This is a genomic window from uncultured Imperialibacter sp., from assembly GCF_963974565.1.
Lineage (GTDB): Bacteria > Bacteroidota > Bacteroidia > Cytophagales > Cyclobacteriaceae > Imperialibacter > Imperialibacter roseus.
The window spans coordinates 236219-260170 of sequence record NZ_CAXBCJ010000005.1; the positions used below are offsets into that span (position 1 = coordinate 236219).

A 23952-nucleotide genomic window follows, 5' to 3' on the forward strand; every position below is an offset into this window, starting at 1 on the left:
TATGAAACAGCTAATAGTTTGCTTATTGCTTACGATGACAAGCTTTACTTGTGGGGCCCAGGGAATTACCCTGGCTCCATCTTTTGGGCTTGCTTATCTTCAAAATAAAATCCCACCGCTAAGTAATTCGCAGTCTAGTCCCAGGCAAATTCAATATGCTACATTGTACTCATTGGCCTTGTCGACCAAAATTTCCAATAGGTTTCAAACTGGGTTAGCGTTCGCTTATGCATCCGCAGCGCTAAATAGAATATATTCGGTCGGCACGGGGAGTACACCTATAAATGTTATTCATTTCCCCATGATAGAAGTATTCGGTAAATACTATGCCGGGCGAATTGGTAGTTTTCTGCCATACGTGCGAGGTGGACTGGGTTACGCATTTAATTACCCTGAAAAAATGGGGACATCTCAAATTGAAACATCTGGTAAGTCTTTAACCAACCTATCAATCGGGACGGAAGGCAATCCAAGAGGACAACTTTCATACTTTCTTGAGGCAGGTTACTGGAATAAGGGTTTTTTGGCGAAAGGGGGGCTGATAATCAATACTTCAAAACTAAAAAACCTAAGTGATCCCGGTTCGTAAGGCATGAACCAGGGCTTCAGGGCAATGGATAGGTGGGGTGTCTTTGACGCAACGAGAAACATTTTAAAGAACTCAGCTATGCGAATAAAACTCTTATTGATAGTGGGTAGCATTGGGCTATTGGCCTGCTGCCACGAAAAAGATAAGTATCCGCAGGGAACCTTCCCTGCCACTATCACCAATTTCAGTGAGGTTAACTCCGAATACGATGATTACAATTCGGACATACCGCTGATAAGCGTTGGACTGAAGCTTCATTTCTCCTCCAATAGGAATAGTGCCGGTGAAAACTTTGATGTGGTGGGAGATGCCTTGGGTATTCTTTGGACGACCGACAATGGCACTTTGAGCATTCATGCCACGTCGCTGGACGACGATGACGACTTTACTCCAGAGTTGCTCTCTTCCATTAACACCCCCTGCAACGAAATGGGGCCTTACTCCTTTCAGTACAATGCTGGCGGCAAATACAGGTATGTGCTGATGTATGCCAGCGACTGCGACAGCAACTTCGACATTAGCTATGCCCATTACGAAAAGCCTTTCGGGACTGATGGGTCGCCGGTCTTGTATCCTCCGAAGAAAATTGAATTTCTTAATTCCTCATCTGACGATATGTATCCAACATTTTATGGGGAGAATTTCATTTATCATGGTGAGATAGCGCCAGAAACTATCGAAAAATTGCTGTTCTGCTCAAACAGGGATGGGCAGTTCGACATCTATGAAATAGGCCTTAGAGAGGACACCGATTTGGTGGATTTATTGGGTTCAGACATTGGGAAGCAGCCAGATAAGCTGGCTATCAGCTCGGAGAGCAACGACAAATGTCCGTTTGTAAGTGGTAAATTGCTGGTGTTTACGTCCGACCGCCCGGGTGGATTTGGCGGGTATGACCTTTATTATTGCTTAAGAACTGACAATGGCTGGTCGGAACCTACCAACTTTGGAGCAGACGTAAACTCAGCGTACGACGACTATCGGCCGGTTGTTCTCAATTATCCAGGTTTTTTCAACAATAGCCTGCTGCTTTTCTCTTCCAACCGGCCTGGTGGCAAAGGTGGGTTCGACTTGTACTATATCGGCACAGACGTGGCGGATCATTGAAGGTTGCTTTTGGAGGTAGCCGGGACAGTTGGGGATACGAGCCGCAGGCTAAGCAGCCAGCAATGTATTCACCCCCGACGGCAATGGCCAGAACGACACCTGGCGGGGCCGCCCTTGCGGTGATACGAAATGTGCAAACATTCGGCGATGTAAACGTGCGGGTGTTCGATCGCTTTGGCACCATGGTGTACCAGGAAACTGCCTATCAAAATGACTGGCAGGGTACCCGGGGCAACGATATTCTGCCGGACGGCACTTACTACTACCTGATCACCTTCTCGACTTCGGAAAGGAAGTACAATGGGGTGCTGACGATTATGAGGAATAGGTAGTTCCCGTTTGGTGTGGCACCAGCCACGTTAGTCGTTACAATGACAAGACAATATTGGCTTTGTACAGTTCCTTTATCGAAAAATTATATTTACACTATTAGGTGATTCCAGTATTTTTTGTTTATAATGGACGTACATAATCGATTTTTTATCCGTTTATGTTTCGATCAACCGTTAATTAAGACCTGGATGAGCAGCTCCAATGAATTGGTTCCGGCTAAATTAATCAGCCTGACGCAAGAATCTCTTGTTGCCCGATTTTCCAAAAAATCTAATGGAATCTACATTCTGTCAATATTATTAATTCTCGTTTTTTTGAGCATTCTTCCCGTAATATCGGTAGACATCTCAGTGAATGCCCCTTCCATTTTTAGAGCCGCTCAAGAGCCGAGTGTCATCGTCTCGCCTGTGTCAGGATCGATCAGAGAGACCTTTGTGGAGGAGAATAAATTCGTGGCAGCCGGCGACACGCTCTTTGAGCTGGAATCGGTAGCGATCAATGAACGCAGGCATTTTTTTACCGCCAAACTGCAGGAAGTCAACACACGACTATCCGATCTCAACCTGCTGCTAGTACCCAAAAACGGAAGCGGTTCATCACAAGTGCTGAAAACATTTGTGTATGTGCAGGCACAAAATCAGTTTCAAGAAAGGATCAGAGAGGTGGAAGTCAAGCTCGACAAAGCCAGGAGAGACTTTGACAGGAATAAAGGGCTGTTTGACAACAAAGTGATTGCCCAGGTTGAGTTTGAAGGCTACCAATTTGAAGTTGTCAGGCTTGAAAAAGAGCTTCAGATTGTGAAGGAAACGCAACGGAACCAGTGGGCGTCTGAGAGGCAATCATTGCTTTTGGAGAAGAATGATATTTCGGGCCAGCTGGCCAGCATTCAGGCAGAGGCAAGTAAAAACTATATCCTTGCACCGCTGGGAGGCGTGTTGACGAACTCAAAAGGCTACTATAAGGGCGGCTTTGTGCTCCCTAACCAGGAGTTGGTAAGTATATCGCCCACAGACTCCATTATTGTGATGGCCTATGTGAGCCCTGCAGATATCGGCTTTATCAGAGTCGACATGCCCGTTACCCTTCAAGTGGATGCATTTGATTATAACCAATGGGGACTAGCCGATGCCCGTATTATTGGTGTATCGGAGAATGTTAAAGTTCTCGACGGAAAACCTGTTTTTGAAGTGAGATGCCAAGCCCGCCAAAGCTATTTGGAGCTACCCAACGGCTACAGGGGTTATCTGAAACAGGGCATGACCGCACAATCGAGGTTTATCCTTCAGCAACGTACACTTTGGCAATTGCTTTTCGATAAGGTCGACGATTGGCTTAATCCAAACTTAAACAGTTAACCCGTTTTTTACAGTATGAACAGTGCAGTAAAAATAAAGCAAAGGGATATCACTGACTGTGGTGCAGCCTGCCTGGCCTCCATTACGGCACATTTCGGGTTGAAGATGACTGTGTCAAAAATTCGTCAGTTTGCTTCCACTGATAAGAAGGGGACTAACCTGCTCGGCCTGATTGAAGCCGCTCAAAAGCTAGGGCTTCAGGCCAAAGGGGTGCGGGGCGAGTTTGATAGCCTCAGCAAAATTCCTCTTCCGGCTGTGGCACATGTGATTGTGAAGGAAGTGCTCCACCATTTCATGGTCATTTATGAGGTCACACCGTCGTATGTGAAGGTGATGGATCCGGCAGACGGGCAGATTCACAAAATGCCAAATGAAGAGTTCAAAAAAATATGGACAGGGGTTTTGGTGCTGATCGTACCCACAGAATCATTTTCCGCTGGCGATCAAAGCATTTCTCTTTATTCAAAATTTATGGCGCTCATCCAGCCCCATAAAAGTGTGATGGTGCAATCGCTGATAGGGGCGGCTATCTACACCGTTCTTGGCCTGAGCACATCTGTTTACATACAGAAGATTGTCGATTATGTGATTATTGGCGGGAACCGCAACCTGCTTAATCTAATGAGTGTGGGCATGGTGGTTATCCTGCTTTTTCAGGTCTTTATTGGCTACATGAAAAGCTTGTTTGTGCTGCGTACCGGGCAGCTGATCGATGTGCAGCTCATTCTTTCCTATTACAAGCATTTGTTAAAACTTCCACAGCAGTTTTTTGACACTATGCGGGTGGGTGAGATCATTTCCCGGGTCAACGATGCGGTGAAAATCAGGGCCTTCATCAACGATGTAGCCATCAATCTGGCTGTAAATATTTTCATCCTGATATTTTCATTTGCCCTCATGTTCACTTATTACTGGAAGCTTGCTCTGGTATTGCTGCTAGTGATCCCGTTCTATACACTGATTTATTTTATTGTGAACAGGCTCAACAAGAAGGTAGAACGAAAAGTAATGGAAGATGCTGCCGACCTGGAGTCTCAGCTGGTGGAATCGCTCAACTCAGTTAACACCATCAAAAGTTTTGGGCTGGAGTCATTTTCCAATATCAAAACGGAAGTTCGGTTTGTAAAGCTGCTCAATAGCGTGTACGAGTCGGGTACGAACAACCTTTTCTCCGGCTTTTCATCAGAGTTTGTTTCCAGGGCATTCACCATTGTGCTGTTGTGGATTGGTGCTGGCTTTGTTATCGACAAGGCCATCACGCCTGGTGAACTACTTTCTTTCTATGCCCTCATCGGGTATTTCACAGGGCCGGTGAGTGGCTTGATCGGCATGAACAAAACCATCCAAAATGCCCTGATTGCCGCCGACCGTTTGTTTGAAATCATGGACCTCGAGCAGGAGAACAACTCCAACAAACTGAGCCTTACTCCGGATTTGATAGGCGATATCCAGTTCAAACATGTCAACTTTCGATATGGATCCAGGGTAACAGTTTTTGAAGACTTAAGCTTTACGTTTCCTTATGGGCAGGTGACCGCCATTGTTGGGGAGAGCGGATCGGGCAAGTCGACATTGGCAGCCATTTTACAAAAGTTATACCCACTCGCTTCAGGTAATGTCTTCATTGGGGACTACGACCTGAAGTATATAGACAATGAATCTTTGCGGTCAACCGTGGGTGTCGTGCCTCAAAAGATAGACCTGTTTGCCGGCAATGTGATTGACAATATTGCCGTGGGGGAATTTGAGCCGGACATGAAGAAGATGGTGTCCATCTGTTCGTCGTTGGGCATTTTGGAATTTATCGAAAAGCTACCTAATGGATTTGAAACGTACCTTGGAGAAAACGGTGCCACCCTCAGTGGCGGCCAAAAACAGCGTATTGCTATTGCAAGGGCATTGTATCGGGAGCCTGAAATTTTGATTCTCGACGAAGCTACCTCAGCCCTGGACTCAGCCTCAGAGCAATACGTGCAAAAAATGGTGAGCTACCTGAGTGACCGCAAGAAAACCATCATACTGATTGCCCATAGATTGAGTACAGTATTCAATGCACACAAAATTATCGTGCTAGATAAAGGTAAGGCGGTAGAAGAGGGCACTCACCACCAGTTGCTGGACGCTAAAGGGTACTACTACCGGCTGTGGGTACAGCAATTCCCGATGCTTCAAGATTTGATGGAAAATAAGTAATCAATTGTAAACCAAAATAAATAAGCTATGGCCGTATTTGATCTAATGTCGAAGCTGGAAAAGCTGGATTATTTAATTAGAAGTAAGTCAACGGGCACCTCTAAATCGCTCTCGAAAAAGCTAGGGGTTTCCGAAAGGCAGGTATTTAACTATCTAACGCTTTTCAAGGATTTAGATGCCCCAGTGACCTACTGCCCGTTCAGGCAAACCTACCTTTATGAGAAGGAGGGTAAGTTCAATTTCAGGTTTAGTATGAAAGATCTGGATAACGACGAACAAAGGAATATCAGAGCGGGTTTTTTGAACCATCTTCCGAAAACTTTTTTAGGCACTGAACTAATATTGCAGGGGTACAAGCGAACTTGTTAAAGTTGGCCTTTACATAACGAGACCTTCTCGGATCGAAAACTTTGACATGAGAAGATTTGGTCGACTCCTAATCAGATACTCTTTGATTTAACTTGTTTTTGGCTTTTACCGCTTTATTATGATCCTCATTTGGATCTCCACAGTAAATGAGTGCTTATTAAGGCTCAAATAGCTTCTCAATTCGATTTTTTTGCATTGTGGAGATGTCACTGGAGCTAAAGCTGGGCAAGCTGAAGCAGAACTTAAATTACTATATGAAAGCAATACAACAGTTCGAAGCCCTACAACAGCTAAATAAACTCATTTCCCAACAGAAAACCGGGTCTCCTGACGAAATCGCCACTCGACTGAAAATTAGCAGAAGCCATGTTTATAACCTGGTTGAAGTATTGAGGGATTGGGGTGCGCCAGTAAAATATAGCAGAAGACTAAGGTCATTCTTTTATAGTGAGCCTATCTGCTTGAGTATAGTAATAGATGTGAAGATTGTTGCTCAAGATGTAAGGAGTTCAGAATAATAGGCCTCTATCTTTTTCCTTATTTATACAAATTGTCATCTTTGATTGATCAAATTGGCACGCAGACCGTGTCACTCCTTACTAGCCTTATCCATTTTTGCTTCAATTTGTTCGATTTTTTGCCTCAATTCTTTATGCTCCTCCATAAGCTGCCGGTATCGATATCTTGTCTGAATTCCATCATAGGTCCAGTAGAGAATAGTCAGAATTGCAGCTATTATTATCAGACCTTTTCTGAGATGTTTCATAAGACTTTGAGTATGTTTGATTCTACCGCAGATTAGAAGCAATGTAGCTAAAGTAGTTTGCTAGACAAAGCAATCAACCTACAGTAGAATCTCAAACCATGAAAATTTTCTTGAATTGGCTGTAATTCTAATAGCCACCACCACCACCACCACCACCAGCACCACTACTACCATTTGAACCGCAGCCAGTATCAATACAGCCGCAACTCCAATAGTTATAATATACGTTCATCACAGCCTTCAGCCCACACATTGCATCTCCAATTGTTTCTCCGAGAAACGAGCCAACTCCTCCTCCACTAATACCAACTAATTCTGAACTAGTTAGATCTACGACATTGTTTGAATTCATAATTAACTTTTTTTGTTTTAATAGCAGGTACAGTTTTTTGCAGATTCCACAAATGCATCCCAGAAATCGATGACTCCTTCTACGATGTCTAATGCGATCGGCTTTACCGGCACTAAATTATAGGATCCGGCAATTATGAAGCTACCACCTTCCATGAGCATGAGATCATTATCGCTCAATTCGGTAAATCTAGCAGCTGACTCTCCTGGAGAATCAGCCACCGAAGTGTTTGTTGTTGTCATACCACTATAATAGTTTTCTTCCATCTAGAAAAATTAGACATTGTCATAAATTATGATGGTCAAATGCCTTTTTTGTTGAAAACCAAAAAAGAGCTAAGGCTTTCTGCTTATGTTGACTGATGGAATGTAGCCGGCTAGCCAAGCGGCTTATAACGGAGTGCTATTCTTGCTGACAATTCTTGGGAAATAGACGACTGAGAGACGAAGGTTTGAAGACACACCTTTCAACATGGTTAACATGGGGAAGAGTATTAGTGTCCGGGATTTTGTCAATAGTAAGTCTCAAAAAAGACCTATTTTAAGAACATGATCAGGATCGCTATTCTTTTTCCTTTTTTGCTATTGACTCTAAGCCTACGGGCGCAAAAAATAAAATCGCCGAAAGAACGGGTAGAGCAATTGTATCACGGCCTGGCAGAAGGTGGCCTTTCGGATAGGCAGGTGCACTGGACGTTTGGCTTTGCCGATGCCGATAGTGCTCATCTGGACTTCATCGCTTCGGTTTTGCTGCCTCATTTCAAGCAGCCCATCAAAAGAGTGATGGCGGCAGGCAATACGTTCTTTCCTGATGAAACACGCCTTGTGATCGACGTGGTGGATTACGGCTACTACGAAAAGACCGAGCTGACCCAACTAGTGAGCTCCCTTACCAAAGCACTTAAGAAAAGCTCAACGGATTTGACCGTTCTTGGCTATGAAGTGATTGACCCTCAAAACGTCCAAGCCGATTTTAAGCTGGTCAGCGATCAGCCTAATTGGCTCGATATAGCTGGTGTGATCATTGACGTCAAAACCAATGAACCCATTCCTGGCGCCACTGTATCGTTTCCTGCCACCAATGAGCAATTGACCTCCGACGCCAACGGGCAATTTACTACACGGATTAATCGCACCACGACTGACTCAGTGGTGGTGTCCGCACTTGGCTACCGGAGCACGGGCCTATCCGTCGCCAACTGGAACGGAGTCGAGAGGATAGCGCTGAAGGAGCGCTATACCCGACTGGACAATGTGCTTGTGGAAGAGCGTTCGTTGGGAAAAAAAGTGGTGCTGGGGCAAAAACATCCGGGTTGGTTTGGCCCAGCCGCCTTTATTGGAGGCAAATTCGGCGAGGCTGCTAAACAGATGGAAGTGAAGGGGGGTACGTTGTTCATAAATAAAATAGTATTTCATTTAGTTAATTATTCTGGTCGCCCTTTTGAGTTTCTGCTCGACGTCTATGATATGGGAGCGGATGGAGGGCCGGGACCTAGCCTGCTTTCCAGCAAAGTGTCCGTGCTGGGCTCGGAAAAAGGGGGTTGGGTAGAAGTGAATATGAGCAGCTATAATATCGTGGTGAACCGCACCTTTTTTGTCGCCCTGCAGTGGACGGTAGAAGTATCTGATCTCAACACGCCTGAGACCGAAAAGCCAGCTCAGATCAGCTTAAAGGGAGACTTCGCCTACCATCGCAAAAACCAGGAAGCGCAATGGGAAAAGAGCGACTTCTTCGCCTGGGTGATGAAGGCGGAGTGCACTGTTTTTGATAAGAAGTAGTCTCTGTTTATTCTAATCAGCTTTGAAAAACAGCTTCTTCCTTTTCTTTGGTTCTTCCTCCTTCCCGGAGTCGTCCATCCTCTTCTCCGGCGTTGCCTGATAGGCCGTTTCCTTGAGCTCCTCCAAATGCAGCTTGTCAATGGCATGCACTGCCCTGATGTTGAGGCGCTGGAACAGGCCATAATTTTCTACTACTGTTTTGAATCTCTCATTCTTGTCGTACAGCAGCAAGTAGTAAAACTGCATGAGCACTTCCTGCTCGGTGAGGTGAGGCTTGATGATGTTGACATAGAAAACAGGGTCGCTGCTTTTTTCATCTACCAGAAATAGCAACGCCTTGTAGCTTTCCATGTAGTGGGAGAGTGTGTTTCGGTAGCTGTCGTACACCAGGCGGAAGCTGGTTTCGAACGACTGCGAGTCGAGGTTTTGTGAGCTGCCGGTTGTTTTTCTTTTCCGTTTGGTGGCAGTCAGGGCCTTCTTGAAGTCGACGTACATTTTGTCGAAGCCGTTGGCGCCGTCCTGGGTTTCGATGCGCTTTGCCGCATTGAGGTGAAACTCGAGGAGCTGGAAGAACGTGTTTTCAAATTGCTGTGTTTGCAGTGTTTTCGACTGCTTGTCCATGATCTTGCGTGACTCCAGCAGCTCTTCCCGCTGTAGTTCAAGCTCTCGGCGTTGGTAAATCAGGGCCAGGTAGAAAAAGATGACGCCTGCCAGGGACCACATGGTGCCCACGGAGCCTCCAATAAATTCCCCCAGCATGCTGAGGGTGGTGATATCCCCTTCCACTGCCAGGTTGAGGTTCTTTACATTGTTGAACACATAGTAAATAATGCCAAAACCAGCCAAAACGGCCAGGGCAGCACTGGCACCCAGAAAAGTGACGAAAAATGAACGCCTGGTTGGATTAGGTTTACTCATATAGCCGGATAGGTTTCAGTTGTCTAAGATAAGGAATAGCAGCGATGGAATGAGTTAATTTTTGGAATGATGCGCCGCTGGAACTGAAATACCTGGACTCCCGATACGGATTTTTCATTATCTTCAATCATATGAAAAACCTACAATCCCACCTGCTTTTTCTGATAGCAGCTACTCTCCTTTTTTCCTGCTCACAGCCTTCAGCAAAAAGGCCGGTTCTCACAAGTACCGACAGCCTGGCTTTGGAGCAAGCCGCTATCAACGGCCGGCTGGTGAACGAGGGCCTTGAAAGATGCCGGAAGTTTGTAACCGACTGGCTGGCCCATGCCGACTCCACCACGGGGCTGATCCCCCGCAACCTCTATGAAAGCACCGACATCTGGAATGCCTGGGATGCCGCTGCCGACAACTACCCTTTTATGGTGCTAACGGCGGCTTTAACCGACGAGGAGCAGTTCAGGGGTCGAATGCTCGACATGCTCCGCAGGGAAACCCGCCTCACCTCCCGGATCGGCCGCCTGCCTGATACTTACTCATTCTCCAAACAAGGCTTTGACAAGCCCGAGCCAGATTTGAACAGCATCATGTTTGGCTCGTCGGAGTATATCAAAGATGGACTATTGCCACTTACGGAGTGGCTGGGAGCCAGCCCGTGGTCAGAGCGAATGATCGGCATTCTCGACGATATGTGGAAATATGCGCCAGTGGAAACACCTTATGGCAACATTGTCTCCAACAATGTGGAAGTGAACGGGGAGATGCTGCAGGTGCTGTCACGGGTATACTGGATGACGGGCGATCAAAAGTATCTGGACTGGGCGATTCGGCTGGGTGACTACTACCTGCTTGACGAGCACCATCCGACCAGGAATTTTGAATCGCTCAGGTTGCGTGACCATGGCTGTGAAATCGTATCAGGTCTTTGCGAACTATACGCCACGGTGAATGCTGCCGATCCGGCAAAAAAGAAAGTCTACCAGCCCCACATGCACGAAATGCTTGACAGAATACTGGAAGTGGGGAGAAATGACGACGGACTTTTTTACAATTCTATCAATCCGCAAACTGGAGAAGTCTTGTCGGCGGGCACAGCGGATAACTTCGGGTATAATCTCAATGGTTTCTACACAGTTTATCAAATCGACTCTACGGACACCTACCGGGAGGCCACACTGAAAGCACTTAGTGCACTGAGCGGCAACTATAGAAATTTTGACTGGGAAACGGGCTCAGCTGATGGCTACGCCGATGCCATTGAAGGGGCGCTGAACCTTTACAACCGTGAGCCTGTAAGCAGCGTACCCGGTTGGATGGACAGCGAGATACGGGTGATGTGGTCGATGCAAGACTCCAGCCACAGGGCCAACACTGAGCAATGGCGCTCATCCGGGGTGATTGAAGGCTGGCATGGCGATGGCAACTTTGCCAGAACTACCATCATGTATTGCCTGTGGAAGACGCAGGGCATGACAGTGGCTCCCTGGCGAGCCGACATACAACCTGGGGTAGTAAGAATCGGAGAGGACTTGCTGATCAGTGTGACTGTTGAGGCAGACTGGGAGGGAATCGTTAAGTTTGATGTGACCAGGCACCAGGCTAATATGCACATGCCCTGGGACTGGCCCCGGATCAATCAGTTTCCGGAGTGGTTCACCGCCAACGAAAGTATGCAATACACATGGGCCAACTTACAAAATGCTGATGAAAAGGCATTTTCTGGCAAGCAGCTAAGCGATGGTGTCAACGTTTCCTTGAAAAAAGGCGTCAATCAGTTCAGGTTGCAGCTAACCAGTAATTAACCATTAGCCCTGAAACCGTGGAGCGAGGCCTAAAAGGTATTGCGAAGTATTTTCTCAAAAACAATAAGCTTGAAGGTAAAGTATAGCAATGCGCACTATTTTTCATCAAAAGAATATAACAAAACAGCATCCCAGCGATTTTTTTAACAGGTATTGCTAATTTGCATGCCACAATGTCTTCAAGATAAAATGAAAGGTATCATTCTAGCTGGTGGATCTGGCACTCGTCTTCACCCACTTACGATCGCAGTCAGCAAGCAAATCTTGCCTATATACGATAAACCAATGATCTACTACCCATTAAGCACGTTGATGCTTTCTGGGATCAGAGAAATACTCATCATATCCACTCCTCACGATCTTCCTTTATTTAAAAGCCTTCTGGGAGATGGCAAGAGCCTGGGGTGTGAGTTTTCGTATGCCGTTCAGGAAAAGCCGGAAGGCCTGGCCCAGGCTTTCATTATCGGGGAGTCATTTATCGGTAACGACAAGGTGGCGCTTGTGCTGGGGGATAATATTTTTTATGGATCGGGTATGGCCAAGCTGCTGCAAAGCAAGAGCGACCCGGACGGTGGTGTCATTTTCGCCTACCACGTAACAGACCCCGAACGTTATGGCGTAGTCGAATTTGATGAGAACCTCACGGCCTTGTCGATTGAAGAAAAGCCATTGAAACCTAAGTCGAACTTTGCGGTGCCGGGTCTTTATTTCTACGACAATAGTGTGGTAAAAATAGCCAAAGAGCTGAAGCCCAGCCCCAGAGGGGAGCTTGAGATCACTGATGTAAACAAAATATATCTATCGCAGGGGAAATTATCTGTCGGCATTCTCGATAGGGGTACCGCCTGGCTCGACACGGGCACCATCGTTTCTCTGATGCAAGCCGGACAGTTTGTGCAGGTAATAGAAGAAAGACAGGGATTAAAAATTGGTTGTATAGAAGAAGTCGCTTACAAAATGAAATTCATTGGAAAAGAGCAGCTGGCAAAACTCGCCAATCCTTTAGTGAAGAGCGGCTATGGTGGCTATCTATTAAACCTTATTAAATGATTATCGAAGAAACCAGGTTTCCAGGCTTGTTTGTTATTCAGCCCAAAGTATTTGAGGATGAAAGAGGCTACTTTTTCGAGAGCTTCAGTGCAGCCAATTTCGAAAAAGCGACGGGCGTCAAAGCCGATTTTGTACAACACAATCAGTCGAAATCGTCGAAAGGAGTTCTGCGAGGACTCCACTTCCAAAGAGAACCTTATGCACAGGCTAAATTGGTTAGGGTACTCTCGGGAACTATACTAGATGTAGTAGTCGATTTGAGAGAAGGCTCTCCGACTTACCAGCAACACTTTAGCATCGAGATGAGCGCCGAGGACAAAAAGCAACTGTTCGTGCCCAGAGGTTTTGCCCACGGCTTCGTCATCCTTTCCGAAACTGCTGAGTTTTTCTACTGCGTCGACCGGCCATATGCACCAAACTTCGACGATGGCATACGATTCGACGATAGTTCACTAAACATCGATTGGAAGCTTGATAAATTGTCTCTGATTCTTTCGGAGAAAGACAAAGGGCTCGGCACACTTAATGATGCCGCAGGTAAGTTCAAATTTTAATTCAGCTAAAATGGCAAAGAAAAAGAAAGTATTGATTACTGGCGGAGCGGGATTCCTTGGTTCTCACTTGTGCGACAGGTTTCTAAAGGAAGGCTACGATGTAATTGCGATGGACAACCTCATCACCGGCTCTCTCGAAAACATAGAGCATCTTTTTAAAAGAGAAGACTTTGTATTCTATCATCACGATGTCTCGAAATTTGTTCATGTTCCGGGCGATTTGGACTATATTCTTCACTTTGCTTCACCAGCAAGTCCTATCGACTACCTTAAAATGCCTATCCAAACCCTTAAGGTAGGCTCACTTGGCACGCACAATTTGCTTGGCCTTGCCAAAGCAAAAAATGCCAGAATCCTGATAGCCTCCACTTCAGAAGTTTATGGCGACCCATTGGTGCACCCACAAACTGAAGACTACTGGGGCAATGTCAATCCTGTTGGGCCAAGAGGGGTTTACGATGAAGCGAAACGTTTCCAGGAAGCCATTACTATGGCTTACCACACGTTTCACGGTCTGGAGACACGCATCATAAGGATATTTAACACTTACGGTCCCCGCATGAGACTCGATGATGGCAGGGTGTTGCCAGCTTTCATTTCGCAGGCGTTAAGAGGTGAAGACCTCACCTGTTTTGGCGATGGCTCGCAAACCCGTTCTTTCTGCTATGTCGACGATCTGGTTGAGGGCATTTACAGACTGCTCTTAAGCGACTACCCGCACCCCGTGAATATCGGCAACCCCGACGAAATCACTATCAAGCAATTTGGCGAGGAGATTATCAAGCTAACCAATGCCAACCAAAAGCTTATTTTCAAGCCCTTGCCAACGGATGATCCGAAGCAACGGAAGCCAGACACAACCAAAGCCAGAGAAATCCTTGGGTGGGAGCCCAAATACTCCAGGGCCGAAGGGTTGAAACCAACATTAGAATACTTTAAGAACAAGGTGCTGAAATAGGCACTTTGTTCTTCATCACAAACTACTTCCACTAGGATCAGGAGCCAGGCTTTATCCAGTTGGATATCGTATACCTCAAAGCGGCCACGCTGTCGATGGGATTAAACTCCTTTTCCGAGATAAAGAAGAGCTCATGCTCCTTGTTGTTGCTAGCCCTGATGTATATCCGGTAGTTGTGTTGCTTCTGATTGTTGGAAAAAGCGGATACGTCGCCCTCGGAAACATCATAGTTTACTTCAATTGCCGTAATTTCTCTAAATGGATAAATATTCTTTCCCCCAAAAAGGGAACCTTTGAGTTCGAACGTTCCCTTTTTAAAGTCAAATACAAACCTCTTTCTTTGGACGTACTTGATCAGTGGAACCATAAGAACTCCAAAACCCAAAAGGAAGAATATGGAAGAAAAGAGGCCCCCTATCAGCAGAAAAACACCGATAAAGATAAGCGCCAGGTTCGCATATTTGGAAAAGCTGGCTTTGCTTCTGAATACCTGGATCGTGTTTAAATCTTCATAGATATAACCGTGCCGGGCAACAAGCTTTTGAAGATCGAAGGGTAAACTAGTATTAGCCATAGAGTGATTAAAAAATTGACTTTCACGCACTGAACTTTGTTAAAGATACAGTTTTTCGCCCTATTTTCTTCTAAGCTTGCTCAGCTGACTTTCTTTTAATCCAATAACGCATTAGCCCAGCCACACTCATCCAGGCAGGATTGGCTGCCTCATATTGCTCTATTTGCCTGCCAGTCAGGCCCTGATGTCTCAAGCCATCTGCCACAAAACCCTGGAACATCGGTGTCATGGATTCTGCGTCTGTTCCCTTTTCCATCTGGTTCTTGATCCAAAACGCCCACTCATCCAGCACCGATTCCAGGTCATCGAGATGTGGGAAAACGTCTTTCACTATTCCAAAATGAGTAAGATAGAGCTGTGAAACCCCAGCATTTTTTATTCTTTCAATTGAGCTTTTCCAACTCTCAACATTAATGTCAGGCGGTGGGCAAGGCGGTACAACCGGCCCATTTTCAATTTTTACGCCTGCCACATCGCCGGAAAAGAGGATGTCATTTATTTGCCAGGCAATATGGTGAATAGCATGCCCGGGCGTATGCAACGCTTTGATCGCAACTCCACCTATTTCGATGGTTCGTTCGTCATTTACCGCCACTAGCTGGCTTTCGTTAATGCTGTGCATTTGCCCCCACAGATAATCCATTTTATCCTGATAGATGCGCCTTGCCGACTCCATCAGCTTCGAAGGGTCTGCCAAATGCTTCACTCCGAATGGATGAACATAGACGCTCGCTCCCTTTTGGGCAAAATACCAGGCGGCTCCCGCATGGTCAAGATGAATGTGGGTCAGAAAAACATGTTTGACGTCCTCCGTCTCCACTCCATTTTCCTTCAGCCCTTTTTCCAATGACTGAATAGAAGAATGGGGCCCTGTTTCGATCAATACGGGGCCATCACTTGTTTTGATTAAGAATGACGAAATAGTTTTCTCGAGCCCAAGAAAGTGAAGGTCCAATATTTTAACATCAAGCATAACAGCACCGGGGTTCAATGAAATTAATAACTTCGCCACTAAAATAACGATTGGAAAATGGAAAATCAGCAGCCTGAGTACTTTCAGGACTTTATGCCCGAGAATGTTTGCTTTGGATGTGGCATACACAATCCCCATGGGTTGCAAATAAAGAGTTACTGGGAGGGTGAGGAGGCGGTATGCAAATGGGTTTCGGAAGAAAAGTACCACGGCTGGCCCAACCTGTTGAATGGTGGAATTTTAGCTACCCTCATTGACTGTCACTGTATGGGCTCAGCCATGGCGCATGCCTACAAATTGGAAGGAAGGCCGCTGGATTCTATGCCGGAATACAGATATGCCACCGGCACTTTGAACGTCCGCTACCTGAAGCCAACTCCCAACGACCAAACGATAGAGCTGAGAGCCCGGGTAAGCGAAGTGAAGAATAGAAAAACCGTGTTCTACTGCGAGGTGTTTGCCAATGGATTAAAAACAGCGGAGGCCGACGTTGTTGCCATACGGGTGTATGACAGCAGTCAGCCTCCTGCTGAAAATGCTTTCAAATAGTTATATAAGCTCTGAAATGTGCGAAGCGTCCTTTGCTTCCAGATCGCTGGCGCCCATCAGGTGAATGTCTATGGCTCTCGCAGCCTCTCGGCCTTCAGAAATTGCCCAAACAACAAGGGACTGGCCTCTGCGCAAGTCTCCGGCTGCAAAAACATTCTCTAAAGATGTTTTGTAATCAGTGGCCGCCACATTTCCCCTTTCGTCAAGGGTCACTTTCAGTTGGTCAACTAATCCTTCCTTCTCCGGGCCCACAAAGCCTACCGCCAGCAAAGCCAGTTCGCAGGGGATTATTCTTTCGGTGCCTTTGATCTCCACAAAACCGGCCCTTTCGCCCGGTTTCGCCGCCTTCCATTCGATATTCACACACTTCACACCTGCCAGGTTGCCGTCCTTATCACCCACAAATTCCTTGGTTAGCACAGCCCAGTCTCTCTCACAGCCCTCTTCATGCGACGACGACGTCCGCAATGTCATTGGCCACTCTGGCCAAGGGTTATCGATGGCTCTCGACTTTGGCGGCTGGGGAAGCAACTCAAGCTGAGTCACTGACTTGGCCCTGTGCCTGTTGGATGTTCCCACGCAGTCGGAACCCGTATCACCACCACCGATTACCATCACATTTTTGTCGGTGGCCATGATCCTCTTTTCGTCAATTTTTTCATCCGACACTTCCTTGTTTTGCTGTGTCAGGAATTCCATAGCAAAATGTACCCCTTTCAAGTCTCTTCCGGGAATCGGAATATCTCTTGGAATGGTGGAACCACCCGCCAGCAGAATACTGTCGTATTTTGACTGTAGCTCCTTGGCTGTGATATCAACCCCTACATTCACTCCACATTTAAACTCGATCCCCTCGGCCTTCATCACCTCCACACGGCGCTCCACAACCCACTTTTCGAGCTTAAAGTCAGGAATGCCATAGCGCAAAAGTCCGCCAGGCTGAGCCGCTCTTTCATACACGGTTACAGTATGGCCGGCCTTATTTAGCTGAGCCGCCGCTGCCAGGCCTGCTGGCCCTGAACCAACAATAGCAACAGTTTTGCCGGTTCTTGTTTTAGGTGGCTGCGGTTTTATAAGACCCAATTCGAACGCTTTCTCAGCAATTGACTTCTCAATATGCTCAATAGCCACTGCGGGCTTATTTATCCCCAACACGCACGACCCTTCGCAGGGGGCGGGGCATATCCGTCCGGTGAATTCAGGAAAGTTATTGGTGCTGCCAAGTATCTCGGCGGCCAGCTCCCAATCCTGCTGGTATACTGCATCGTTGAACTCTGGGATGTTATTCCCTAACGGACATCCGGTATGGCAAAAAGGTACACCGCAGCTCATACAACGAGCCGCCTGTTCCTCTGTCTTCTCTTCAGCGAACTCGTCGTATATTTCTTTATACTCGTTGATTCGCTGCTTGGGGGGCTTTGCGTGTGGCAGCTCCCTATCGTATTCTAAAAAACCTGTTACTTTCCCCATGATCTTAAACTGCTTGACGGATTCTACGCTTATTGGCATTGGCCAAAACTTCCTTGTACTCTTTTGGCATCACTTTGATAAACTTACCAATATGCCTGTCCCACTCTGACAAAATCATTTCAGCCTTTTTGCTTCCGGTAAACTTCACATGATTTGTCACAAGTGTTTTAATTGTGGAAACGTCCTGATGATCTATTGAATCGAACAGCACCATTTCCATGTTGCACAACTGCTCAAATTCTTCTCCCGGAGAATAAACATAAGCAATACCTCCACTCATTCCGGCAGCAAAGTTCTTTCCTGTAGGGCCGAGTATTACAACTCTACCTCCAGTCATGTACTCACAGCCATGATCGCCCACTCCTTCCACAACGGCGTTAGCACCGGAATTTCTGACGGCAAACCGCTCGCCAGCCATACCATTGATATAAGCCTCTCCCGTAATGGCTCCGTAAAGGGCCACGTTGCCTATTATGATCTGCTGGTCGTGCACAAACTGCGTACGTCTGTCAGGAAAGACTATCAGCTGGCTGCCGGAAAGCCCTTTACCAAAATAGTCGTTGGCCTCCCCTTCAAGAACAAATTTCAGTCCTGATGCTCCAAAAGCGCCAAAGCTCTGCCCCGCCGATCCCCTGAAGTTAATTCTGATAGTGCCTTCTGGCAGCCCTTCTTCGTTGTATTTCTTCGAAATTTCATTCGAAATAAGCGCTCCTACTGACCGGTTGATATTCACTATCTTCAACTTACCTGAGGAAAACTGGCCGGTATCTAGTGAAGGCTGTGCAATTTTCAAAAGCTTCCAGTCGAGTGCCTCGTTTAGCTTATGCTTTTGTGCAATTGAGTTGTAAGCGGTTTCTCCCTGAGCGGGCTCGGCATATTTTAATACAGGGCTCAAATCAATTGTAGCGGCCTTCCAACCCGGCAGCTTGTCTTTCACCTGAAGCATGTCAGCACGGCCGACCATCTCGTTGATTGTTCTGAATCCTAACGAAGCCATTATCTCCCTCAGTTCTTCAGCCATGTATGTAAACAACGCAATCACTTCTTCAGGATTCCCTGTGAAAAGAGCCCTCAAGTCAGGGTTCTGAGTTGCCACGCCAACAGGACAGGTGTTCAGATGGCACTTTCTCATCATTATGCATCCCATCGTGATCAAAGCAGCCGTAGAAACGCCCCACTCCTCAGCACCCAGCATTGTAGCTATGGCTATATCTCTTCCTGTCCTCAGCTGCCCGTCGGTTTGTAATACTACTCTTGAGCGCAGCCTGTTTTTTACAAGGGTTTGATGTGCTTCGGCTAAACCAAGTTCCCAGGGCAAGCCTGCATGTCTGATCGAGCTTATTGGAGAAGCTCCGGTGCCCCCGTCATAACCAGATATAAGAATGGCGTCTGAAAATGCCTTTGCCACACCAGCTGCAACAGTTCCAACGCCTGCCTCTGAAACAAGCTTAACGTTAATTCTTGCTTCCCGATTGGCATTTTTAAGGTCGTGGATAAGCTGTGCTAAATCCTCAATTGAGTAAATATCGTGATGCGGGGGAGGCGAAATAAGACCAACACCCGGTGTAGAGTTTCTTACACGTCCAATCCATTCATCCACTTTGTGACCCGGCAGCTGACCACCCTCTCCTGGCTTTGCGCCTTGAGCTACTTTGATCTGAAGCTCGTCGGCATTGCTGAGGTAGTAAGACGACACACCAAACCTGCCAGAGGCCACCTGCTTGATTGCCGACCTCATGTAGTCTCCATTTGGCTTGCGCTCGTAGCGGATTGGATCTTCACCACCTTCTCCACTATTGCTCTTGCCACCAATCCGGTTCATAGCAATGGCCAATGTGGTGTGAGCTTCAAAAGAGATAGAGCCAAATGACATAGCCCCTGTGGCAAACCTTTTGAAGATTTCCTCCTTGGGCTCTACCTCTTCAATAGGAATAGCTTTGCCAGCCTTAAATTCTAGCAAACTTCTGAGTGTGATGGCTTTTTCTTCCTGTTTATTGATCTTCTCAGCGTACTTCTTATATAAGTCGTACGACTTGAGCTTGGTCGACTTCTGGAGCAGATGAATTGTGTCGGGATTGAACAAATGAACTTCTCCCCGGCGTTTCCATTGGTAGATGCCTCCTTCAGGAAGTCGCTTAGCTTGATTTGACTCAGTAAATGCCAGTTTATGCTTAGCCAGGGTTTCCCGGGCAATGCCGTCGAAACCAAGGCCCTCAATTCTGGATATGGTGCCGTAGAAGCATTTGTTTACCACAGCACTGGAAAGCCCAAGTATTTCGAAAATTTGAGCTCCCTGGTAAGACTGGAGGGTGGAAATACCCATTTTCGACATTACCTTCAAAATTCCATCACCTATGGCTTTGATGAACTTGGCATTTGCCTCCTGAAAGCTCAGGGGTTTATCAAGCTTTTCACTTTTTACCAACTCAGCAATAGTATCAAGCGCCATGTAAGGATAAATAGCGCTGGCGCCAAACCCGACCAATGTTGCAAAATGATGCACTTCCAGGGCGTCGCCGCATTCTACAATCAGACTTGCCTTGGTGCGTATTTTGTTCTTCACAAGGTGATTCTGAACCGCTCCCAGGGCCAATAGCGACGGTATGGCGGCTCTGTTCTTGCTAAGGTTTCTATCACTCAGCACCAGAATATTGGAACCTTCAGCAATGGCCTTTTCGGCCTCTTTACAAATTTCGTTGATCCCTTCTTCAAGCCTCCCTGCCTTGCCGTCTGCGTTGAACAAGATATTTATAATCTTGTAGTTATAGTGCTTGTGATCCCACTGAAGGAGCTTTTCAAAGTTTGATTTGTCCAGAACGGGCTGCGAAATGTGTATCTGCCTGCAATGCTCGGGCGTTTCAGCCAAAATGTTCTTTGAGGTGCCCACCCTGGTAAACAGTGACATCACCAGCCGCTCCCTGATCGGGTCGATAGGTGGGTTACTTACCTGAGCAAACAATTGCTTAAAATAGAATGAAAGGTGCTGAGGTTGGTTAGACAAGACGGCAATGGGCGTATCGGTTCCCATAGAACCGAGTGGTTCTTTTCCATCTTCCACCATCGGTTTTAGGATAGTTCTTACGTCTTCGTTGGAGTACCCAAACGCCAACTGCCTCGTTTTCAATTGATCGTCCTCAAACGACGGATGTAACTCCTTAGGTTCTGGCAATAGCCTAAGCTTCGTTCTATTGCCTTTGATCCACTCGGAATAGGGCTGCTTATCAAAGATTTTCTGCTTGATCTCTTCATCAAACATTACCTTTTTTTGAACTAAGTCTACCATCACCATTTTGCCTGGTTGCAACCTTCCATTGGAAATAATCTTGGAAGGGTCGACAGGGTAAACACCCACTTCCGACGCCAAAATGATAAGGCCGTCGCTGGTTACCGTGTAGCGAGCTGGTCTTAGTCCGTTTCTATCGAGCGTAGCACCTATTCTCAAACCATCGGTAAAACAAACTGCTGCGGGGCCATCCCAGGGCTCCATCATCGACGCATGGAACTTATAGAACGCCTTTCTGTCCTCATCCATTAGAGGATTGTTTTGCCAGGCTTCAGGAATAAGCATCGTCATAGCATGCTGTATGCTCCTTCCGGAAAGCACCAAAAGCTCCACCATGGCATCCAGGTTGGCTGAATCTGAATCAGCTGAATCACAAATGGGCAGCAACCAGCGCATCTCTTCTTTGGTAAACAACGAAGATTCCATCAGGGCTTGCTTCGACTTCATCTTATTCACATTCCCTCGTATGGTGTTGATTTCGCCATTGTGTGCAAGAAAACGAAAGGGCTGCGCCAACTTCCATTTGGGGAAAGTATTGGTAGAAAACCTGGAATGAATCATCGCAAAGGCGGAAGTCAGCCTTTTGTCCCTTAGGTCTGTGTAGTAAAACCGCAATTGGTCGGTACGCAGCTGCCCTTTGTAAACTACTTTAAAAGCAGAGCACGAGGCTATATAGAAATCGGGATGTGATTTGGCAATGAAGTGTGTGGCCTGGTTTTTAAAAACATATAATTTTCTTTCCAATACCATTGAGTCTTCCAAAGGCTCTTTGGGCACCAAAAAGTAGTGGTACATGTCGGGCTCTGTTTGCCGGGCCGACAGACCTATTTTGCTATTGTCGGTGGGTATCTTTCTGCGGAAAACGATATTAAATTCCCTTTCAGCAGCTATTTGCTTCAGTTGACTAATAGTGTCTTCTCTTCCCCTTTGGTCTTTCGGAAGAAAGAGCGTAACCACGCCATATTTACCCGGGGCCGGAAGTTTGACCCCCGAAGCCAGCGCCTCTGCTTCAAAAAACTCATAGGGTACCTGAAATTGAATACCAGCCCCATCTCCGGTCTCAGGCTCAGCGCCTGTAGCACCCCTGTGCTCCATGTTTTCAAGCATGGATATAGCGCCAGTAATAATCTCATTTGATTTATGGCCATTGTAATTGGCAAGAAAGCCCATACCACAATTGTCGTGTTCGAGCTCCGGGCAGTACAAGCCCTCACGTTGTTTTTTCAATTCTTCCATACTTAGGATGTCTAAAAACGTTCAAGATGCATTTTGCAAAAAGCAAATGGCTGTGCCTTTTTGGAAAAAGGCTAATTATCATCTTGGGGTTAATGCGAAGCCGTTTTTATGAATTTATCAAAATGAGAGGCGAAGCAACCAATTTTGTTGTGAAATTCACAATTTAATTATCACGGTAATATGAAAATACGGAATTTCTTGAATGATTCGCAACAAACACGAAAAATTATTAAAAATCAGCAAGCTTCACTTTGCAATTAAACGATGCATTTGGGGCTCTTTTCGTGCTTTTTGAAAAATCGTTAAGAATGCAGCTCTTTTTATGAAAATACTCACAGTAGACGGAATTTTAACCTTAAAAATTCGTAATTGTGTAAATTTTCATTTTTGAGGGTAAAAAAGAGACCTAAAACTTTCTCATTTGCATTTTTTTAGAAAACTTTGGGTAATATTTGAAGCAGAAAAGAATTCTTCATGACATTTATGTAAGGATTTGCCATAAATAAATTAGGGTGTTGTTTAAGCGTGAAAAGGGTGATTAATTTAGTCACCTTTTTTTTTTGTGTCGTCTCTCATCGATTTCAGAAACGATGACAACTCGGTTCCCCCAGTGCCAATTACCCCTTCTTCCGCCTTTGCCTGCGCAATTATATACTCGTGGGCTATTTTGAAATGCTCTGTCCTAAAGTCATGAATTGTTTCCACGGCCTTATCGTAAAAGAACTGTAGCGTCGATTCCGAACGACAATAGTCTTTAAGAGGTGATCCCTGTTTTAGCTTTCTCACAATTGTGGCATGTTGCGGGGGCATATAATTAAGCATCTCTTTCATGTATGCCGAAGACTTGGGCTCCGTATGCTCAATCCCCATTCCTGCGTCCAAAAACTGCAAGACAGCGCTTTGAGCAGCACTCCCGCCATGCCAGCTCTCTGTCACTGTTCTCCCTCCAAGGTCATACCTAACATCTTTGAAGGAACTGAGGAAAGGCCTTATGCTGGAGTAAAAAACTGAAGGGTCGCACTTCTCTTTCATTCTCTTCAGCGTTGTAGTCATCATCCTCACTGCGTTCCTGACTACTTTCAGTTGCTGTAAAATGTTCTCAGAGTTTCTGGTGGTGGTGTACTCCAATGCGAGCGCAACGGCAGCAATGGCTTCAGCCGCCTGCGACTCAATCTCCACAGTGACCATATAAAACCACTTTTCATCTTCAGTTCTGGTGAATGTTACAAGAGGCTCAATATTACCCAACGACACCACCCCCATATTTCCTGTTCTTTTCCAATTGGCCAGCACAGCGGATGCATGCGACAGCACGGGCGGCCTTCCTAAGCGAGTGGCGATGTATCGCCATGGAACGGAGATGTTTCTGGGGATCAGTGGCGAAGCATCGGCAGAGGTATGGACGATGGCACTTCCCAAAAAAGAAAGCACCAGCATGGCCCTTTCCATTTCGCCTTTGCTGCTTATTCTGCCTGGATCTTTGAATGGTAATTTGCCTGCCTCTTCGGCTACGCTGCCGTTTTCTATCCACTCGGGCAAATGGAGTGCTGCCTGGTCCCAGGGAGCAAAATAGGACGAAAGGCTTACTTCAGGAAACGGAGTCAACAAAAATCCGTAGTCAGGGTCGACGCCATGTTCAACCAAAAAAAATTTCCAGTCTGTTACCATTAGCTTAATTAAAATTCAATGATGGAAGGTGTAACTTTTCACAAGTTATCGGGTACTAAAGATATAGCCAACAATAGC

The 23952-nt window shown here is 46.3% G+C and carries 21 protein-coding genes; 12 read left to right on the forward strand and 9 right to left on the reverse strand.

The genetic code is table 11. The annotated features are described in order from the left end of the window. Nucleotides 1-301 precede the first annotated feature (301 nt). From AAC052_RS09340 to AAC052_RS09365, 6 genes are all read left to right on the forward strand, one after another. Nucleotides 302-589: a hypothetical protein gene (locus AAC052_RS09340; RefSeq protein WP_339812769.1), complete on the forward strand. Its 288-nt coding sequence runs from the start codon at nucleotides 302-304 to the stop codon at nucleotides 587-589. A 78-nt stretch (nucleotides 590-667) separates the two neighbouring features. Then, nucleotides 668-1696 carry a hypothetical protein gene (locus tag AAC052_RS09345; RefSeq protein ID WP_339812772.1) on the forward strand — a complete coding sequence of 343 codons (1029 nt, stop codon included), beginning with the start codon at nucleotides 668-670 and terminating at the stop codon, nucleotides 1694-1696. 62 nt (nucleotides 1697-1758) lie between these two features. Then, nucleotides 1759-2028 carry a gliding motility-associated C-terminal domain-containing protein gene (locus AAC052_RS09350; protein ID WP_339812775.1) on the forward strand — a complete coding sequence of 90 codons (270 nt, stop codon included), beginning with the start codon at nucleotides 1759-1761 and terminating at the stop codon, nucleotides 2026-2028. A gap of 315 nt (nucleotides 2029-2343) precedes the next feature. Next, nucleotides 2344-3384: an HlyD family efflux transporter periplasmic adaptor subunit gene (locus tag AAC052_RS09355; protein ID WP_339812778.1), complete on the forward strand. Its 1041-nt coding sequence runs from the start codon at nucleotides 2344-2346 to the stop codon at nucleotides 3382-3384. Between the two features lie 15 nt (nucleotides 3385-3399). Beyond that, nucleotides 3400-5577: a peptidase domain-containing ABC transporter gene (locus AAC052_RS09360; RefSeq protein WP_339812782.1), complete on the forward strand. Its 2178-nt coding sequence runs from the start codon at nucleotides 3400-3402 to the stop codon at nucleotides 5575-5577. Nucleotides 5578-5604: 27 nt separating this feature from the next. Further along, entirely contained in the window at nucleotides 5605-5946 is a 342-nt protein-coding gene (locus AAC052_RS09365; RefSeq protein ID WP_339812785.1) for a hypothetical protein, read from the forward strand. A gap of 589 nt (nucleotides 5947-6535) precedes the next feature. Here the strand turns inward: AAC052_RS09365 and AAC052_RS09370 are convergent. The 3 genes from AAC052_RS09370 to AAC052_RS09380 all read right to left on the reverse strand — a co-directional run bounded on the left by AAC052_RS09370 (nucleotide 6536) and on the right by AAC052_RS09380 (nucleotide 7330). After that, a complete protein-coding gene (locus AAC052_RS09370) occupies nucleotides 6536-6712 on the reverse strand; it encodes a hypothetical protein (protein ID WP_339812787.1) in 177 nt (58 codons plus the stop codon). 127 nt (nucleotides 6713-6839) lie between these two features. Next, nucleotides 6840-7064, reverse strand: coding sequence for a hypothetical protein (locus AAC052_RS09375; protein ID WP_339812790.1), 225 nt, complete (start codon nucleotides 7062-7064; stop codon nucleotides 6840-6842). 17 nt (nucleotides 7065-7081) lie between these two features. After that, nucleotides 7082-7330: a hypothetical protein gene (locus AAC052_RS09380; protein ID WP_339812793.1), complete on the reverse strand. Its 249-nt coding sequence runs from the start codon at nucleotides 7328-7330 to the stop codon at nucleotides 7082-7084. A 282-nt stretch (nucleotides 7331-7612) separates the two neighbouring features. Here AAC052_RS09380 and AAC052_RS09385 point away from each other — a divergent pair, with 282 nt between their 5' ends. Further along, nucleotides 7613-8842, forward strand: coding sequence for a carboxypeptidase-like regulatory domain-containing protein (locus AAC052_RS09385; protein WP_339812796.1), 1230 nt, complete (start codon nucleotides 7613-7615; stop codon nucleotides 8840-8842). Nucleotides 8843-8854: 12 nt separating this feature from the next. On the opposite strand, the gene AAC052_RS09390 is transcribed toward AAC052_RS09385, so the two are convergent. Further along, entirely contained in the window at nucleotides 8855-9760 is a 906-nt protein-coding gene (locus AAC052_RS09390) for a putative phage abortive infection protein (protein ID WP_339812799.1), read from the reverse strand. A gap of 131 nt (nucleotides 9761-9891) precedes the next feature. Between AAC052_RS09390 and AAC052_RS09395 the strand changes: the two genes are divergently transcribed. From AAC052_RS09395 to AAC052_RS09410, 4 genes are all read left to right on the forward strand, one after another. Continuing rightward, the gene (locus tag AAC052_RS09395; RefSeq protein WP_339812801.1) at nucleotides 9892-11559 is read left to right on the forward strand and encodes a hypothetical protein; all 1668 of its coding nucleotides are present in this window, start codon (nucleotides 9892-9894) and stop codon (nucleotides 11557-11559) included. A gap of 189 nt (nucleotides 11560-11748) precedes the next feature. Beyond that, entirely contained in the window at nucleotides 11749-12609 is an 861-nt protein-coding gene (gene rfbA / locus AAC052_RS09400; RefSeq protein WP_339785044.1) for a glucose-1-phosphate thymidylyltransferase RfbA, read from the forward strand. Beyond that, nucleotides 12606-13163 (forward strand): dTDP-4-dehydrorhamnose 3,5-epimerase, encoded by a 558-nt coding sequence (gene rfbC / locus AAC052_RS09405; protein WP_317489140.1) that lies wholly within the window; start codon nucleotides 12606-12608, stop codon nucleotides 13161-13163. The genes rfbA and rfbC overlap by 4 nt, the downstream gene beginning before the upstream one ends. A 10-nt stretch (nucleotides 13164-13173) precedes the next feature. Next, on the forward strand, nucleotides 13174-14121 hold the full coding sequence (locus AAC052_RS09410) for a UDP-glucuronic acid decarboxylase family protein (RefSeq protein WP_317489141.1): 948 nt from the start codon (nucleotides 13174-13176) through the stop codon (nucleotides 14119-14121). 37 nt (nucleotides 14122-14158) lie between these two features. On the opposite strand, the gene AAC052_RS09415 is transcribed toward AAC052_RS09410, so the two are convergent. Both AAC052_RS09415 and AAC052_RS09420 read right to left on the reverse strand, forming a co-directional pair. Next, nucleotides 14159-14695 carry a hypothetical protein gene (locus tag AAC052_RS09415; protein ID WP_339812804.1) on the reverse strand — a complete coding sequence of 179 codons (537 nt, stop codon included), beginning with the start codon at nucleotides 14693-14695 and terminating at the stop codon, nucleotides 14159-14161. A 70-nt stretch (nucleotides 14696-14765) separates the two neighbouring features. Further along, nucleotides 14766-15707 (reverse strand): MBL fold metallo-hydrolase, encoded by a 942-nt coding sequence (locus AAC052_RS09420; protein WP_339812806.1) that lies wholly within the window; start codon nucleotides 15705-15707, stop codon nucleotides 14766-14768. Nucleotides 15708-15725: 18 nt separating this feature from the next. On the opposite strand from AAC052_RS09420, the gene AAC052_RS09425 reads away from it, so the two are divergent. Continuing rightward, nucleotides 15726-16217 carry a PaaI family thioesterase gene (locus tag AAC052_RS09425; RefSeq protein ID WP_317489144.1) on the forward strand — a complete coding sequence of 164 codons (492 nt, stop codon included), beginning with the start codon at nucleotides 15726-15728 and terminating at the stop codon, nucleotides 16215-16217. On the opposite strand, the gene AAC052_RS09430 is transcribed toward AAC052_RS09425, so the two are convergent. The 3 genes from AAC052_RS09430 to AAC052_RS09440 all read right to left on the reverse strand — a co-directional run bounded on the left by AAC052_RS09430 (nucleotide 16218) and on the right by AAC052_RS09440 (nucleotide 23874). Then, nucleotides 16218-17687: a glutamate synthase subunit beta gene (locus AAC052_RS09430; RefSeq protein ID WP_339812903.1), complete on the reverse strand. Its 1470-nt coding sequence runs from the start codon at nucleotides 17685-17687 to the stop codon at nucleotides 16218-16220. A gap of 4 nt (nucleotides 17688-17691) precedes the next feature. Beyond that, entirely contained in the window at nucleotides 17692-22206 is a 4515-nt protein-coding gene (gltB, locus tag AAC052_RS09435) for a glutamate synthase large subunit (RefSeq protein ID WP_339812809.1), read from the reverse strand. Between the two features lie 543 nt (nucleotides 22207-22749). Next, a complete protein-coding gene (locus AAC052_RS09440; RefSeq protein ID WP_339812812.1) occupies nucleotides 22750-23874 on the reverse strand; it encodes a hypothetical protein in 1125 nt (374 codons plus the stop codon). Between the last annotated feature and the right edge of the window lie 78 nt (nucleotides 23875-23952).

Coding starts and splice junctions, on each gene's coding strand:
- gltB (WP_339812809.1), bottom strand. CDS start 22,206: ATGGAAGAATTGAAAAAACAACGTGAGGGCTTGTACTGCCCGGAGCTC.
- AAC052_RS09390 (WP_339812799.1), bottom strand. CDS start 9,760: ATGAGTAAACCTAATCCAACCAGGCGTTCATTTTTCGTCACTTTTCTG.
- AAC052_RS09375 (WP_339812790.1), bottom strand. CDS start 7,064: ATGAATTCAAACAATGTCGTAGATCTAACTAGTTCAGAATTAGTTGGT.
- AAC052_RS09360 (WP_339812782.1), top strand. CDS start 3,400: ATGAACAGTGCAGTAAAAATAAAGCAAAGGGATATCACTGACTGTGGT.
- AAC052_RS09395 (WP_339812801.1), top strand. CDS start 9,892: ATGAAAAACCTACAATCCCACCTGCTTTTTCTGATAGCAGCTACTCTC.
- AAC052_RS09440 (WP_339812812.1), bottom strand. CDS start 23,874: ATGGTAACAGACTGGAAATTTTTTTTGGTTGAACATGGCGTCGACCCT.
- AAC052_RS09380 (WP_339812793.1), bottom strand. CDS start 7,330: ATGGAAGAAAACTATTATAGTGGTATGACAACAACAAACACTTCGGTG.
- rfbC (WP_317489140.1), top strand. CDS start 12,606: ATGATTATCGAAGAAACCAGGTTTCCAGGCTTGTTTGTTATTCAGCCC.
- AAC052_RS09430 (WP_339812903.1), bottom strand. CDS start 17,687: ATGGGGAAAGTAACAGGTTTTTTAGAATACGATAGGGAGCTGCCACAC.
- AAC052_RS09345 (WP_339812772.1), top strand. CDS start 668: ATGCGAATAAAACTCTTATTGATAGTGGGTAGCATTGGGCTATTGGCC.
- AAC052_RS09340 (WP_339812769.1), top strand. CDS start 302: ATGATAGAAGTATTCGGTAAATACTATGCCGGGCGAATTGGTAGTTTT.
- AAC052_RS09385 (WP_339812796.1), top strand. CDS start 7,613: ATGATCAGGATCGCTATTCTTTTTCCTTTTTTGCTATTGACTCTAAGC.
- AAC052_RS09415 (WP_339812804.1), bottom strand. CDS start 14,695: ATGGCTAATACTAGTTTACCCTTCGATCTTCAAAAGCTTGTTGCCCGG.
- rfbA (WP_339785044.1), top strand. CDS start 11,749: ATGAAAGGTATCATTCTAGCTGGTGGATCTGGCACTCGTCTTCACCCA.
- AAC052_RS09425 (WP_317489144.1), top strand. CDS start 15,726: ATGGAAAATCAGCAGCCTGAGTACTTTCAGGACTTTATGCCCGAGAAT.
- AAC052_RS09350 (WP_339812775.1), top strand. CDS start 1,759: ATGTATTCACCCCCGACGGCAATGGCCAGAACGACACCTGGCGGGGCC.
- AAC052_RS09410 (WP_317489141.1), top strand. CDS start 13,174: ATGGCAAAGAAAAAGAAAGTATTGATTACTGGCGGAGCGGGATTCCTT.
- AAC052_RS09365 (WP_339812785.1), top strand. CDS start 5,605: ATGGCCGTATTTGATCTAATGTCGAAGCTGGAAAAGCTGGATTATTTA.
- AAC052_RS09370 (WP_339812787.1), bottom strand. CDS start 6,712: ATGAAACATCTCAGAAAAGGTCTGATAATAATAGCTGCAATTCTGACT.